This is a genomic window from Methylobacterium sp. 1973 (genome assembly GCF_040545035.1).
Lineage (GTDB): Bacteria > Pseudomonadota > Alphaproteobacteria > Rhizobiales > Beijerinckiaceae > Methylobacterium > Methylobacterium fujisawaense.
In genome coordinates, this window is the sequence record NZ_JBEPLA010000001.1 from 705,003 (window position 1) to 719,687 (window position 14,685).

The window sequence follows — 14,685 nt, forward strand, 5'->3', positions numbered from 1 at the left end:
ACCGCGCGATGAGCTTCTTCCTGGAGACGCTCGTGGGCGGAGTGCTCGCGGGCGTGATGTATGCCCTCGTCGCGATCGGCTTCGTGCTGATCTACAAGGCGTCCGGCGTGTTCAACTTCGCGCAGGGCTCGATGGTGCTCTGCGCTGCGCTGACCTTCGTGACCCTGACGGAGAAGGGACTTCCGTTCTGGCTCGCCGGTCTCGTCACCTTGGCGATCATGGTGACGCTCGCGGTGGCGGTCGAGCGGGTGGTGCTGCGCCCGCTGGTCAACCGCTCGCAGGTCACCCTGTTCATGGCGACGCTCGGCCTGTCCTACATCATCGAGGGCGGCTCGCAGTTTCTCATGGACGCGCGCGTCCACGAACTCGACCTCGGGATCGCCGACCTTCCGGTCGCGCTCGGACCGATCCAGGTCAGCTCGTTCGATCTGGTGGCCGCCGCCAGTGCCGGCGCGCTGGTCCTGGGTCTCGCCCTGTTCTTCGAACGCACCCGGGTCGGCAAATCCCTGCGCGCCGTCGCGGACGACCCGCAGGCCGCGCTGTCCGTGGGAATCCGGCTTCCGGCACTCTGGGCGGCCGTCTGGGCCGTGGCCGGGTTCGTCGCGCTGGTGGCGGGACTGCTCTGGGGCGCACGGCAGGGCGTCCAGTTCTCTCTGACCTTCGTGGTGCTGAAGGCGCTGCCGGTGCTCATCATCGGCGGATTCACCTCGATCACCGGCGCCATCGCCGGCGGCCTCATCGTCGGGGCGGGCGACGCCCTGGCCGAGATCTATCTCGGGCCGCTCCTCGGCGGATCCGTCTCCACGTGGTTCGCCTACGGGCTTGCGGTCGCCTTCCTGCTGGTACGGCCGGCCGGATTGTTCGGCGAGCGGCCGATCGAAAGGGTCTGACGCGATGCCTCCCGCTGCCGCGGCCCTCGACGGCCGCGCCCTCGCCGCGACGTCCACGCCGGCCGGTTCACCGATCCGGGCAGCGGGCATTCTCGCCGCCCTCGCCATCGCCGCCGTGGCGGTGCCGGTCGTCGCGGACGACTACTGGTACAACGCGATCCTGATTCCGTTCCTGATCATGGCGCTGGCGGGCCTCGGCCTGAACCTGACCATGGGCTTCGCGGGCCAAGCGTCCCTCGGCACGGGCGCCTTCATGGCGGTCGGCGCGTACGCAACCTACAACCTCCTGCTCAGGGTGCCGGTGCTCCCGCTGCCCTTCAGCCTGCTCGGTGGAGGGCTGATCGCCGGCCTCGTCGGCCTCGTCGTCGGCCTGCCGAGCCTGCGGATCAGGGGGTTCTACCTCGTGGCGCCGACTTTGGCGGCGCAGTTCCTGATCGCGTGGACCTTCAATCAGGTCGGCTGGTTCTCGAACTACGCCACGTCGAGCGCGATCTCGGCCCCCCATCTGGCCTTGCTCGGCCGCGATCTGTCGAGCCCGGCCGGGCGTTACGCCTTGACGCTCGCGAGCGTCGTCGTCGTCACGGCCGTGGCGTGGCGGCTCGTGCGGAGTCGGACCGGCCGCGACTGGCGCGCCGTACGCGACGGCGAAACGGCTGCCGCGATCATCGGCGTCCCGGTGTCCCGAGCGAAGCTGTCGGCCTTCTTCGTCGGGGCTGCCGTGAGCGGCGTGGCCGGCGCACTCTGGGCCTTCGCCTATCTCGGCACGGTCGATGCCCGAAGCTTCGATCTCGATCGCTCGTTCCAGGCGATGTTCATCATCATCGTCGGCGGTCTGGGCAGCCTGTCGGGAAGCTTCCTCGGCGCAGCGTTCATCGTGCTCACGCCGATCCTGCTCTCGCACCTGTCCGGCACGATCCTGGGAACGGGCCTCGACGGCGGGCAGATCGCCAATCTCCAGCGCGTCGTCTTCGGCGCCCTCATCATCGGCTTCCTGATCAAGGAGCCGAACGGCCTCGCCGCGCTCCTCGGGAGCCTCGTCGACCGCCTGCGCCGTCTGGCCCACCGACCTGACCCTCTCGGAGAAGACAGATGACCCGCCTCGCACGGACCATGCGCATCGTTGCGCTGGCCGCCCTTCTCGGAACCGGCACGGTCACCACGGCCCCGGCCGGAGACGCGCCCCGGCAATACTTCCCGCTCCCAACATTCCGCGTGGGCGCCTACGCCTCGTCCGGCATTCCCGTCTGGGCCGGGACCATCGATTACCTTCGCTACATCAACGAGGTCGAAGGCGGCATCAACGGCGTCAAGCTATTCTGGGACGAGTGCGAGACCGAATGGGCGGTCGAGAAGGGCGTGGAGTGCTACGAGCGGGTGAAAGGCGGCCGTGACGGCTCGCCCGTGCCCCTCTTCCTGCCCCACGGCGATCCGGTCTCGAAGGCGCTCACCGAGAAGTCGGTGGCCGACAAGATCCCCCTCGTGACCACCGGCTACGGCCGAACGGAGGCCATCGACGGCCGCGTGTTTCCCTACAGCTTCACGGTTCTGTTCAGCTTCTGGAGCGAGGCCTCCTCGGCAATCAAATATATCGCCGAGCAAGTGGGCGGGAAGGACAGGCTCAAGGGCCTGAAGATCGCCACCGTCTACCACGACAGCCCGTATGGGAAGGAGACGCAGATCCCCCTCGACCTTCTGGCCAAGACCTACGGCTTCGAGAATATCCAGATCGCGGTGCCGCATCCCGGCAACGACCAGTCCGCGCAATGGGCGCGGATCCGGCAGATCAAGCCGGATTGGGTGTTCCTGCGGGGATGGGGCGTGATGACGCCGGTGGCGATCAAGACCGCCGCCAAGACGGGTTTCCCCGTCGATCACATCATCGGCGGGATCTGGTCGGGCTCCGAGGAAGACGTGCGCCCGGCCGGCAGCGTCGGGAAGGGATATCGCGCCATCACACCGTTCCCGGCGGGGCAGGACTTCGAGATCCTCAAGAAGATCAAGGCCGCCATCGTCGACAAGGGCCTGAGCGACCTGAAGGACCCGAAGAGCTTCGGATCGGTCTACTACAATTCCGGCGTGATCGAAGCGATCATCGCCGTCGAGGCCATCCGGACGGCGCAGGGGCGCTTTGGCCGCAAGCCGATCGACGGCGCACAAGGGCAATGGGGCCTGGAGCACCTCGTCCTCGACGAGCCCCGCCTGAAGGCGCTGGGCGCGGAAGGGCTGGTGCAGCCCCTCCGTCTCTCGGTGAAGGACCATGAGGGAGGCGGCGCCGGCAAGGTGCTGCAGTGGGACGGCACGCAATGGGCGGTGGTCAGCCACGGCTGGGTGAAGTCCGACCGGGACCTGCTCCTTCCGCGCATCTACGAGCGCGCCGCGGCCTATGCCCGGGAGAAGGGCATCACGCCCCGCAGCGAGGAGACCGCCGAGGCGATCGCGCGATGACGGCGCCGGCTGCCTTTCTCGAGGTGGACGGCATCGAGGCCGTCTACGGGAACGCCATCCTGGCGCTGAGGGACGTCTCCCTTTCCCTCGGTGCGGGAGAGATCGTGGCGTTGCTCGGCGCGAACGGCGCCGGGAAGACCACGACGCTCAGGGCGATCTCGAGCCTGCTCGGTGCGCAGCGCGGCTCACTTCGCCGCGGCCACGTCCGCTGGCAGGGGGAAGCGACCGCGCGGCTCGATCCGGCCAGCCTCGTCCGAAGGGGCTTGGTGCAGGTGCTCGAAGGCCGGCACGTCTTCGGCCAGCTCACGGTCGAGACGAACCTGGAGATCGGCGGCTATCTCCGCCGACCGAGCCGAGCGCAACTCGCCCGCGATCTGGAGCGGATCTACGCGTGGTTCCCACGCCTCAGGGAGCGCCGGCATACGCGGGCGGGACTGACCTCGGGAGGCGAGCAGCAGATGGTGGCCATCGGCCGCGCCCTGATGACGCGTCCGAAGCTGCTCCTGCTGGACGAGCCCTCCATGGGCCTCGCCCCCCGCGTCGTCGCCGAGATCTTCGAGAGCCTCGCTCGCCTGAACCGCGAAGAGGGGCTGAGCCTCCTCATCGCCGAGCAGAGCGCTCACCTCGTCCTGGAGCACGCCCACCGCGCGGTCGTGCTCGAGAACGGGCGCGTCGTCGCGACCGGGAATGGCCGCGACCTCTCGGCCAGCGGCCGGCTCGACGCTCTCTACCTCGGTGAGCCGGGCGCCACGCCGACACGCCACTGACCCGCGCCCGGCTTCCATCGCATCCGGAGGACACGAGACCGCCATGACTGCTTCGGAACGACAGGGATCTGCCCATTGGGGGGTCGCGCCGAGCCCGCGCTACGAGGCCCTCGCGGGGCGATTTCGGCCGCTCTTTGCCCAAATCCGCGAGGGCGCCATCGAACGGGAACGGAACCGAGACCTTCCCTATCCGGCCTTCGCCGCGTTGCGGGACGCGAAATTCGGTGCCCTTCGGGTCCCCGAGGCCGAGGGGGGGTTCGGGGCGAGCCTGCCGGACCTGTTCGCGCTCCTCGCCGAGTTGGCCGAGGCCGATTCCAACCTGCCTCAGGCGTTGCGAAATCATTTCGGCTTCGCGGAGGACACCGTCGGCAGCCCGAAAGACGAGCGCCGCGCGCGGTGGATCCAGCGTCTGACGGCGGGCGACCTGTTCGGGGGAGCGTGGTCCGAGACCGGCCCGGCCAAAGTCGGCGTGTTCGAAACCCGCATCCATCGCAGCGGTGCGGGGTGGGGCGTGACGGGTCGGAAATTCTACACGACCGGCTCTCTCTTCGCGGACTGGATCGACGTGGTCGGCACTGGTCCTGATGGCGAAGAGACCTCCGCCATCGTCGCGGCGAAAGGACCGGGCCTCGAGATCGTCGACGATTGGGACGGCTTCGGCCAGCGGCTCACGGCCAGCGGTTCGACCGTCTTCGACGATGCCGACGTTCTAGGGGATCCGCTTCCGACCGCCTCGCGGTTCTCCTACGGGCCGGCCTTCTTTCAGGCCGTCCATCTCGCCACCCTCACCGGCATCGCCCGGGCCGCGGCCACGGAGGTGACGAGCGCCGTCCGCGACCGCAACCGGACCTATTCCCATGCGGCGGGGGCCCGGCCGAGTTCCGATCCGCAGGTGCTCCAGGTGGTCGGGCGGGTCCACGGCCTCGCCTATGCCGCCGGCGCCATCACCCTGCGGGCTGCGGAGGCCGTCCAGCGCGCCTACGACGCCCGCATCGGTGCTGTGCGGGAGGAGGAAGCCCATGCGATCAACGTGAGGGCGGAGATCGAGTTGGCGCAGGCCCAGAGCGTTCTCACCGGACTCGTCCTGGACGCAGGAACGATCCTGTTCGACGCCCTGGGCGCGTCGGCCACCCGGTCCGGTCTCGCGCTGGACCGACACTGGCGCAACGCCCGGACGATCGCGTCCCACAATCCGCGGATCTACAAGGACCGCATCGTCGGGGATTTCGCCGTGAACGGCACCGAGCCCCCGTTCCAGTGGAAGATCGGTCAATCGCCCGCTCTGTCCGGCGGCACGTAGTGGGCGAGTACGATGCCCGCGGGCACGGCCAGGTCGGACAGGCGGCGCAGGCCGCGGTCGCCCGGCCGCCCCTGCAGTCCTGCAGCGATGTCAGCCCCGACGAGGCGGCGCACGGCCGACCGGAGCGGAAGCGCTCCAGCGCCAATGCCTGCGTCGCAAAGCTCTGATGCGAAGCAAAGGTCTGACGCGGAAATCAGACCGGCTTGAACGCCGGCACAGCTGTCATCCGCAGGGCCTTACCCACCGATCGCCGGTGCAGCGAATGGGCCAGTGTCTCCGCCGATGCGCAAACGCGGCATCGTACCCGTGCGATGGGCTTGGCCGCATGATCCGGTCCCGAGCGTGCGGACAGGGGCAGCTTCTCGCCGAGCCGCAAGCATGTCACTCCGCACGATGGACAGCGCGGTCGCGCGTGGGACGTAGGGCACGATGGAGCGCGTGGACTTCCTGGGGCTCCAGGCCTTTCTCAGCATCGCCAACTGGGGAAGCTTCAACCGAGCGGCGGCCAGTCTCAACCTGTCCCAGGCCGCCTTGAGCCATCGCCTCAAGAAGCTGGAGGACGAACTCGGGGTGAAGCTCGTCGCCCGCACGACGCGCCAGGTCACCTTGACCCCCGCCGGTGTCGACCTGCTGCCGAGCGCTCAGCGCATCGTCGAGGAGCTGTCCCAGATCTTCGGAAAGCTGCGCGCGCAGGGGCGCGAGAGCCAGGACCTCGTCCGCATCGGGTGCCTGCCAACCATCGCGAGTTCTCACCTGCCCCTCATCCTGCAGCGCTTCGGCCAGCGCGACCCAGGGGTGCTCGTACGCATTCTGGACCATTCGGCGACTGCCATCGTGGAGCGCGTGCGGGCGGGCGAGGCGGAGTTCGGCGTTACCATCATGTCCGCCCAGCACTACGACCTCGACATCGCTCCGATCCATCAGGAGCCCTTCGTGCTCGTCTGTCGTGCCGGTCATCGGTTCGCGGGGGAAAAAGCGGTTACATGGAGCGATCTGCGCGACGAGCGCTTGGTCAAGATCGGCGAGCAGACCGGCAACAACCTGCTCATCGCGGCCGGGCTCGGCGGGCGCTATGCCGAGATGGGCTGGACATACGAGGTTCACCGCGTCGCCACGGCGATCGGCCTCGTGCTCGGCGGCCTCGGCATCACCGTGGTCCCGCGCCTTGCCTTCCAGACGGCACCCGGCAGCGACCTCGTCGCCGTGCCGCTGCGAGGGCCCAGCATCTCGCGCACGATCGGCATCGTCACTCGCCGCGGCCACACGCTGTCGTCGCCGGCCGAACGTCTGGCGCGGATCTTCCGCGAGTATTTTCAGACGGTCTGAGCGGGGACGGCGGGCCGAAGGATCGCACCCATCTATCGATTTTATGCAATAAAAACTGCAATCATTTCATTTGTCTCATACATGGGCGTTGACTAGTCATCGATCCTGAAGACAGCGCGCAGGTCCTGCCTCGCCGCTGGAATGAGGGAGGACACCGACGGCCATGACTTCAGTTCCCAAGTCAGGTCTCGTGGTGACCGCCCACCCCGGCGACTTCGTCTGGCGGGCAGGCGGGGCCATCGCGCTCCACGCAGCGAAGGGCTACCGCCTCAAGATCGTTTGCCTCTCTTACGGTGAGCGCGGCGAGAGCCAGTGGGCCTGGAAGTCGGCCGGCGTGCGCCTCGACGATGTGAAGGCGCAGCGGCGTGCCGAGGCGGAGGAGGCCGCCGCGATCCTCGGCGCCGAAATCGAGTTCTTCGACGTCGGCGATTATCCCCTGCGCGTGGGCGAGGCCGAGCTCGACCGCTTGGTTGATGTCTACCGCGAGTTGAATCCGGCCTTCGTGCTGACGCACGCGCTGGAGGATCCCTACAACTTCGACCATCCGGTCGCCGCCCATCTCGCCCAGGAAGCGCGGGTCATCGCACAGGCCGCCGGCCATAAGCCGGACCACGAGCGCCGCTACAGCGCGCCGCCGGTCTTCCTGTTCGAGCCGCACCAGCCCGAGCAGTGCAACTTCAAGCCCCAGGTGATCCTCAACATCGATTCCGTCTGGGCGACGAAGCAGCGGGCCTTCCGGGTGCTCGCCGCCCAGCGCCACCTTTGGGACTATTACGAGCGCGTCGCCCTCAACCGCGGCGTCCAGGGCGGCCGGAACTCCGGCACGGCGATGACATACGGCGAGGCCTACCAGCGGCTCTTCCCGATGGCGGTGGAGGTGCTGTCATGAGGAACGTCGTCGTCCGCAACATTCCGCGCCTCGCGCCCGAGGTGGCGCAGCGGCTCGCCGGGCATGGCGTCTCCACCGTGCACGAGGCCCAGGGACGCACGGGCCTGCTGAAGCCGTACATGCGTCCGATCTGGGAAGGTGCTGCCATCGCCGGCAGGGCCGTCACGGTGCTCGCCCAGCCCGGCGACAACTGGATGCTGCACGTCGCCATCGAGCAGTGCCGGCCGGGGGATGTCCTCGTCGTCGCCTGCACCACCGACAACACCGACGGCATGTTCGGCGATCTCCTCGCCACCTCGCTGAAGGCCCGCGGCGGGATCGGCCTCGTCATCGACGCCGGCTGCCGCGACGTGCGGACCCTCAAGCAGATGGGCTTCCCGGTCTGGTCGCGCGCGATCTCGGCCAGGGGCACCGTGAAGGCGACCCTCGGCAGCGTGAACGTCCCGGTGGTCTGCGCCGGCGCCCTGGTCCGGCCGGGCGATGCGATCGTGGCGGACGACGACGGCGTCGTGGTCGTGCCTTGCGCCGACGCGGCCGCGGTGGCGGAGAAGGCCGACGCCCGGACCGCCAACGAGGAGGCGAAGCGCGCCCGCCTCGCCGCGGGCGAACTCGGCCTCGACCTCTACCGGATGCGCGAGACCCTCGCGGCCGCCGGCCTGGAATACGTCGACGATCCGCAGGACTGACGCCCCCGTACCCGGGCGCCCGGCAGACCGCCCGAAAGAGGCGGCGCAGGGCACGATCCGTCGTGCCAGGAGGAAACGCACCATGATGAAGCTCGGCTGGTACCACGACCTCGACGATACGGAGCGGAGAACCTACTGGGCCTGCTTCGCGGGCTTCGGCCTCGATGCCATGGACACGACGATCTACGCGCTCGTCATTCCGGCCCTCATCGCAACGCTCGGCCTCACGCAGGCCGAGGCCGGCTACCTCGCCACTGCCTCCCTCGCGGGCGCCGCGGTCGGCGGCTGGGCCGCCGGCATCCTGGCCGACCGAATCGGCCGGGTCCGGATTCTCCAGCTCACCATCCTGATGGTGGCCGGCTTCACCTGCCTCGCCGCGTTCATGAGCGATTTCTGGTCGCTCGCCGCCGTCCGGTTCCTGCAGGGTGTCGGCTATGGCGGCGAGGCGGCCGTTGGCGGGGTGCTGATCAGTGAGGTCATCAGGCCGGGCCTTCGGGGCCGGGTCGCGGCCTCTGTCCAGAGCAGCTACGCGGTCGGCTACGCGATCTCGGTCAGCCTTCTGCCGGTCATCGCCGCGCTCTTCTCGGAGGAGATGGGCTGGAGGGTGTTCTTCGCCCTCGGCATCGTGCCGGCCGGCCTCGTCTTCTTCATCCGCCGGCTCGTGCCGGAATCCGGCATCTACATGCAGGCAAAGGCCGCGCAATCCGACGGCGCGGTGTCGCCGCCGGTCTGGACGATCTTCACGGGCCGGCATCTGCGCCGCACCTTCGCGGCAGCGGTGATGTCCACCGGCATCTTCGGGGGCGCCTACGTGATGATCACGTGGCTGCCGACCTATCTGCGGACGGCCCTCGGCCTCTCGATCAAGTCGAGCACCGGCTATCTCGCGATGAATATCCTGGGCTCCCTCGTCGGCCCGCTGCTCTACGGCTGGCTGTCGGACCGGATCGGCCGCCGTCCCGCCTTCATGACGTTCCTCGTCCTGCAATCGGGCAACGTCGCGATCCTCCTGCTCGCGCCGATCGGCCTCGGCACCACGATCGTGCTGAGCTTCTTCCTGGGCGCGTTCCAGGGCGCCCTGGCCGCCGGCATGCTGCCGACCTTCGCGGAGCTGTTCCCCACGTCGATCCGGGCGAGCGGCCAGGGCTTTTGCCTCGGTGGCGGACGCGGGTTCGGCTCGGTGGTGCCCGCCACGGTCGGCATCCTGGCGGCCAGCCTGCCGCTCGGCACCGCGATGGGCGCCTGCGCCCTGTGCGCCTACGGCGTCGCCTTCTGCGCGACCCTTCTTCTCCCGGAGACCGCCGGCGCGGATCTGCACGGTGACCCGGGCGCCCGGGACCCGCGCCCCGTTGCGCCCGGCCGGGCAGACGGTCACGCCGTGACGCCCCATCTCGCTCGAACCGACGCATGAGGGCCACGCTGCCCACGGCAGGGCTCAGGGAGCAGCACGGCATGGCCCAGGACACCGCGGCACGCGGAACGAGCCGGAGAAGGATTCTGCAGGCGGCGGGCGGCCTCCTCGCCACCGCCGCCGTGCCGGCCCGGGCGGCCCCGGCCGGGGCCGAGATCACCGGGCGGCTCGCCCGCTACATGGTCGAGGCACGCGACAGGCCGCTTCCGCCGGATGTCGTGCTGGCCTGCAAGCACCGCATCCTCGACACGTTCGGCGCCATGATCTCCGGCGCTCGCATGCGGCCAGGCGAGATGGCGACGGCCTATGTCCGCAGCCTCGGCAGCTTCGATCAGGCCACCGTCGTGGCCTCGGATCTGCGCACCACCGCGATCAACGCCGCCCTCGCCAACGCCATGTGCGCCCATGCCGACGAGACGGACGATTTCGAGCCTGTCATTAAAGCGCATCCCGGCTCGGCCACCGTGCCGGCGGCTCTCGCGATGGCTGAGAAGGAGGGCCGCTCGGGTCAGGACATGATCCGCGCCGTCGTTCTCGGCTACGATCTGTGCTGCCGTCTCCTCCTGGCGCTCGGGCCGGATCTCGTCCGGGGCTCCCACCGGAGCGCCGAGGGAACGAGTTCCACCTTCGGGGCCCTGGGCGCAGCGGCCGCGCTCGCCCGCCTCGACGAGCGGCGCACGCGCTTCGCGCTCTCCTATGCGGCCCAGCAGGTCTCCGGGCTCTGGAGCTGGGTCAAGGACGAGGACCATATCGAGAAGGCCTTCGACTTCGCCGGGATGGGCGCCCGCAACGGCGTCACCGCGGTCACAATGGTCCAGGCCGGCCTGACTGGCGTCGCCGACGTCCTCGACGGCACGCACAATCTGTTCATCGCGCTCTCGACCGACCCCAAGCCCGAAGCGATGCTGGATGGGCTCGGAAGCCGGTATTTCATCACGGAAACCGCGATCAAGACCTTCTCGGTCGGGTATCCGATCCAGTCGCCCCTCGATGCAATCCTGACCTTGCGCGAGCGCCACGGCCTGCGCGCCGCAGATGTGCAGCGGATCGTCGTGCACCTGCCGACCGACGCGGTTGGCATCGTCGGGCACAGCGCCATGCCGGATGTGAACTGCCAGCATCTCGTCGCCCTGGCACTCGTGAAAGGAGCCGTCTCCTTCACGGACAGCCATGATGCGAGCCTGATGCAGAATCCTGCGATTCGGTCCGCACGCGAGAAGGTTGAGGTGGTGGGCGATCCCGGCCTGATGACGCGGGAGGCCCCGCGCAGCGCGCGGGTCGAGGTGACCCTCACCGACGGGAGGAGGCTGGAACATTTCACGAAGTTTCCGCCCGGGACCAAGGAGCCCCCCCTGAATACGGAGCGGGTGAACGCGAAGGTGCGCGACCTCATCACGCCGGTGCTCGGTGTGCCGCGCGCCGACGCGCTGATCACGCGTCTCAACGACCTTGAAAACCTCACCGACGTTCGAGGGCTGCGGAGTTTGATCGCTTCCTGATGGGGGACCTTGCCCCCTGTTTGCCCTCGTTCATAACCGGAGCCCGTTCCGGTTCTGGTCGTGCTCGGACCGGGTTGCAGATGCGTTCGGGGTTGAGCCCGCCGAAGCTCGTGTGAGGGCGGCAGGTGTTGCAGTCTGCCCGCCACACCTCGGCCATGGTCCGAGCCGCCGGCAGGCTCCGGAACAGCTGCTCGTTCAAGCACTCGTCGCGCAAGCGGCCATTGAGGGTCTCGACGAAGCCGTTCTGCTGCATGCACTGGACGTCAGAAGGTCTTCCCCAGAGCCTCGCGCAGCGTGGCCACGTCGAGCCTCGCCTCGACCAAGAGCGTCTTGCGCTTACGGCTCTCCTCGTCGAGCGCCTTCAGCTGGCGCGCATCCGAGACCTCCGTGCCGCCCCAGCGCGAGCACCGCGTGTGGAACGTCGCGTCGCCGATGCCGCGACGGCGGCAGATCTCAACAACCGGCAATCCGGCCTGCTGCTCCTTCAGGATCCGATGCTCTGCGCTTCGCTGAACCGGCTCGTCTTCATCGTCCGTCTCCTGATCGACGGACTCTCGCTTCAGAACGAGGGCAAGCCAGCGGCCAAAGGAGGAGTCGCATTGCGCGATCTCCCCGGCATCCACGCCCGCCCGCTACGGTCGGAGGTGTGGCGAGGCGAGCGTGGAAGGTCAGTGGGGGCTTAGGCCACCGACAAGCTCGGCAGTAGCAAGCGAGCTTTGCCGGATCATGTCCCGACCTCACGAACGCTGATCGCGCATCCAGTGCAGGCGCCAGCCGTTACCGAGTGGTTCCGCTGTTACCCACAGCGTTAACCCGGTGCGTTCGGGAATGTCTTGAAATCTAGCTAGGTGATGGCGCGCCCGAAAGGATTCGAACCTCTGACCCCCAGATTCGTAGTCTGGTGCTCTATCCAGCTGAGCTACGGGCGCCTGACACGGCGGCGGGGTCTTGGCCCGCCGGTGTGAAGGGGCTTCTAGAGGCTCGGATCCGGCTTGGCAAGACACTTTGGACAACGACTTGCGCGGCCCATGCGTCCCACCTCGCTCCCCCGGACCTACGGAGTCCGCGCGCTCGCCCGCACGCGCTCCTCGGCGGCCCGGATCGCCTCGGGCGTTCCGACATGCAGCCACTGGCCGTCGAGCCGCATCCCGAAAAGCCGCCCCGCCGCGATCGCCCGGTCGAACAGCAGGTTGAGGGAGAAGGCGCCCGTCGGCGTGTCCGCGAACAGGCTCGGCGTGAGGATCGCCACGCCCGCGTAGATGAAGGGCGCCACCTCACGCTCGCCGCGCCGCTCCAGGCGCCCGTCCGGGTCCATCACGAAGTCACCGGCCCCTTCGTAGCCGAGGCTGGTGGCGGTGGGGGCCACCAGCAACAGGCCATCCATGCGGTCCCCATCCCAGCTCTCGATCAACCGGCGCAGGTTGGAGGCCGGCCCCTCGAGCCAGAACGAATCCGAGTTCAGCACCACGAACGGCCCCGCGCCCAGCAGCGGCAAGGCCTTGCGGATGCCACCGCCCGTCTCCAGCAACGCTCCACGCTCGTCGGACACGAGCGTGGCCGGCCCCTCGGTCCGGCCCGCAAGATGCCCCTCGATCAGGTCGGCGAGATAGTGGACGTTGACGACCGCGGTCCCGATTCCGGCCTCGGCGACCCGGTCCAGGGCGTGATCGAGCAGAGCCTTGCCGGCGACCTCCACCAGGGGCTTCGGCACCGTGGCGGTCACCGGCCGCATGCGCTTGCCCAGGCCCGCGGCCAGGACGAAGGCGCGGCTGACGGCGGGGGCGGGCTCGCTCATGCGGTCGGGAATCCGATGGTCAGGGTTCGGGAGCCGGAGCGACGAGGCCCGGCAAATGATCCGCGTGCCACGCCCGCAGTCCGGCGAGCGCCGGATGGGCGAGGTTGCGGGCGAGATAACCCTCGATCCGCGGCAGATGGGCGAGATAACCGGGCTTGCCGTCGCGCCGGTCCAGGCGCGCGAAGATGCCGAGGATCTTCGTGGCCCGCTGGGCCGCAAGCAGCGCGTAGGCGGTGGCGAAGGCCCCGACATCGAAGGCCGGGTCCCGGCCGCGGCGCTCGCGGGCGTAGAGGCCGAGCAGCCGCAGCTCGAACTCGGCGCTGGAATCGACCCGGGCATCCTGCAGCAGGGAGGCGACGTCGTAGGCCGGGTGGCCCATCACGGCGTCCTGGAAGTCGATCAGCCCGACCCGCTCCAGCCCGTCGCGCTCGGGCAGCCAGATCAGGTTCGGGGAGTGGTAGTCGCGCAGGGTCCAGGTCGGCCGATCCGGGATCGCGCCCTGAAGCGCCTCCCGCCACAGGTCGACGAACGCCGCCCGCGCCTCCGCCGTCAGGCGGACGTCCCGGATCGCCGGCGCGTACCATTCGGGCATCAGTTCCGCCTCGAACAGCAGCGCCTCCATGTCATAGGGCGGCAGCACGTGCTCGATCCCGTCCTCCACCGGCAGGGCCGAGGGGAGCGGGTTGGCGTGGAGCTTGGCGAGCACGCGCACGGCCTCGGCGTAGCGCTCGGGCCGCGGGGCGCCCCCCTCGATCACCGGCTCGCTGCCGAGATCCTCGAGGATCAGCAGGCCCTCGGCGAGGTCCTCGCCGTAGATTTTGGGCGCCGAGAGGCCGAGCGCCCGCAGGCCGCGGTCCAGGGCCACGAAGGCGTGGACGCTCTCGGCGAGGTGCACGATCGCGCTGTAGGGCTTGCCGTCCCGCACCGGGGGCCCGTCCGGCCGAGGCGGCGCGATCATCAGCACGGCGCTGGTGCCGTCGGGCTTGGTCAGGCGCTCGTAGGCGCGGGAGGAGGCGTCTCCCTGCATCAGCGTCCGCTCGGCGATGTCCCACCCGCTGCGGTCGAGGAGGCGGCGCACCGCCCGGGCCCGATCGAGGCGGGCGCGCATGCCGCCGGTGCCGTCGATCCGGGCGAGCCGCGCCTCGGGGCCGAACTCCGCCCGCAGGGACAGGTCGACGGTCAGCACCGGACCGTCGCGGGGCGGCATCCGGTCCGGCCACTCGACCAGGGTGATCGCGCCCTCGGCCATCTCGTCGAAGCCGAGTTCCACCAATTCGTCCGGGTCACGCAGCCGGTAGAGGTCGGCATGGATGATCGGCCGACCATCCCGGGCCGCATAGGGCTGGATCAGCGTGAAGGTCGGGCTCGGAACCTCCAGCTGCGCGTCGCCGGCGAGTTCGCGGATCACCGCGCGGGCGAGCGTGGTCTTGCCGCCGCCGAGGCCACCCGACAGGGCGACGACGTCGCCGGGGAGCAGAAACTCGGAGAGGAACAGGCCGAGATCCTCCGTGGCCGTCTCGTCCGGCAGCACGAATTCCCAGGGCACCGGCCGCGCGGACGCGCCTGCCGCCCCATCGGCCATCTGCCCGTCCCGCTCGTCTCCGCCCAAAGCCCGCCTCCGAGACCCGAAGACGCATGGTCCGAAAACACGCACCGGATGCAAGCGTTTCCGCCCGG

At 69.3% G+C, this 14,685-nt stretch carries 13 protein-coding genes, 1 tRNA gene and 1 pseudogene; 11 read left to right on the top strand and 4 right to left on the bottom strand.

Translation table 11 applies throughout. From position 1 onward, the window contains the following. The first annotated feature begins 8 nt into the window (after window positions 1-8). From ABIC70_RS03445 to ABIC70_RS03495, 11 genes are all read left to right on the top strand, one after another. A complete protein-coding gene (locus tag ABIC70_RS03445; RefSeq protein WP_179697500.1) occupies window positions 9-890 on the top strand; it encodes a branched-chain amino acid ABC transporter permease in 882 nt (293 codons plus the stop codon). Window positions 891-894: 4 nt separating this feature from the next. After that, a complete protein-coding gene (locus ABIC70_RS03450) occupies window positions 895-1,983 on the top strand; it encodes a branched-chain amino acid ABC transporter permease (protein ID WP_043379245.1) in 1,089 nt (362 codons plus the stop codon). Further along, window positions 1,980-3,335 carry an ABC transporter substrate-binding protein gene (locus tag ABIC70_RS03455; RefSeq protein WP_354438882.1) on the top strand — a complete coding sequence of 452 codons (1,356 nt, stop codon included), beginning with the start codon at window positions 1,980-1,982 and terminating at the stop codon, window positions 3,333-3,335. Before ABIC70_RS03450 ends, ABIC70_RS03455 begins: the two co-directional genes overlap by 4 nt. Further along, on the top strand, window positions 3,332-4,102 hold the full coding sequence (locus ABIC70_RS03460; RefSeq protein ID WP_053609350.1) for an ABC transporter ATP-binding protein: 771 nt from the start codon (window positions 3,332-3,334) through the stop codon (window positions 4,100-4,102). Before ABIC70_RS03455 ends, ABIC70_RS03460 begins: the two co-directional genes overlap by 4 nt. 43 nt (window positions 4,103-4,145) lie before the next feature. Further along, complete coding sequence (locus tag ABIC70_RS03465) at window positions 4,146-5,402, top strand: acyl-CoA dehydrogenase family protein (protein ID WP_075381100.1); 1,257 nt, start codon at window positions 4,146-4,148, stop codon at window positions 5,400-5,402. After that, window positions 5,402-5,569, top strand: a complete 168-nt coding sequence (locus ABIC70_RS03470; RefSeq protein WP_159020355.1) for a hypothetical protein — start codon at window positions 5,402-5,404, stop codon at window positions 5,567-5,569. Before ABIC70_RS03465 ends, ABIC70_RS03470 begins: the two co-directional genes overlap by 1 nt. 262 nt (window positions 5,570-5,831) lie before the next feature. Then, entirely contained in the window at window positions 5,832-6,728 is an 897-nt protein-coding gene (locus ABIC70_RS03475) for a LysR family transcriptional regulator (protein ID WP_043379259.1), read from the top strand. Window positions 6,729-6,891: 163 nt separating this feature from the next. Then, entirely contained in the window at window positions 6,892-7,617 is a 726-nt protein-coding gene (locus ABIC70_RS03480) for a PIG-L deacetylase family protein (RefSeq protein WP_053609352.1), read from the top strand. Continuing rightward, window positions 7,614-8,303, top strand: coding sequence for a 4-carboxy-4-hydroxy-2-oxoadipate aldolase/oxaloacetate decarboxylase (locus tag ABIC70_RS03485; protein ID WP_043379263.1), 690 nt, complete (start codon window positions 7,614-7,616; stop codon window positions 8,301-8,303). Before ABIC70_RS03480 ends, ABIC70_RS03485 begins: the two co-directional genes overlap by 4 nt. Window positions 8,304-8,385: 82 nt before the next feature. Further along, window positions 8,386-9,714: an MFS transporter gene (locus ABIC70_RS03490; protein ID WP_236961874.1), complete on the top strand. Its 1,329-nt coding sequence runs from the start codon at window positions 8,386-8,388 to the stop codon at window positions 9,712-9,714. A 41-nt stretch (window positions 9,715-9,755) separates the two neighbouring features. Next, window positions 9,756-11,213 carry an MmgE/PrpD family protein gene (locus tag ABIC70_RS03495; RefSeq protein WP_354438883.1) on the top strand — a complete coding sequence of 486 codons (1,458 nt, stop codon included), beginning with the start codon at window positions 9,756-9,758 and terminating at the stop codon, window positions 11,211-11,213. A gap of 30 nt (window positions 11,214-11,243) precedes the next feature. On the opposite strand, the pseudogene ABIC70_RS03500 reads toward ABIC70_RS03495, so the two are convergent. From ABIC70_RS03500 to tsaE, 4 genes and pseudogenes are all read right to left on the bottom strand, one after another. Then, window positions 11,244-11,742: pseudogene (locus ABIC70_RS03500) on the bottom strand (integrase core domain-containing protein). Between the two features lie 323 nt (window positions 11,743-12,065). After that, window positions 12,066-12,142, bottom strand: a tRNA-Arg gene (locus ABIC70_RS03505). A 125-nt stretch (window positions 12,143-12,267) separates the two neighbouring features. Beyond that, the gene (locus tag ABIC70_RS03510; RefSeq protein ID WP_043379300.1) at window positions 12,268-13,008 is read right to left on the bottom strand and encodes a nucleotidyltransferase family protein; all 741 of its coding nucleotides are present in this window, start codon (window positions 13,006-13,008) and stop codon (window positions 12,268-12,270) included. Between the two features lie 19 nt (window positions 13,009-13,027). Then, the gene (tsaE, locus tag ABIC70_RS03515; protein WP_051975932.1) at window positions 13,028-14,590 is read right to left on the bottom strand and encodes a tRNA (adenosine(37)-N6)-threonylcarbamoyltransferase complex ATPase subunit type 1 TsaE; all 1,563 of its coding nucleotides are present in this window, start codon (window positions 14,588-14,590) and stop codon (window positions 13,028-13,030) included. Window positions 14,591-14,685 lie beyond the last annotated feature (95 nt).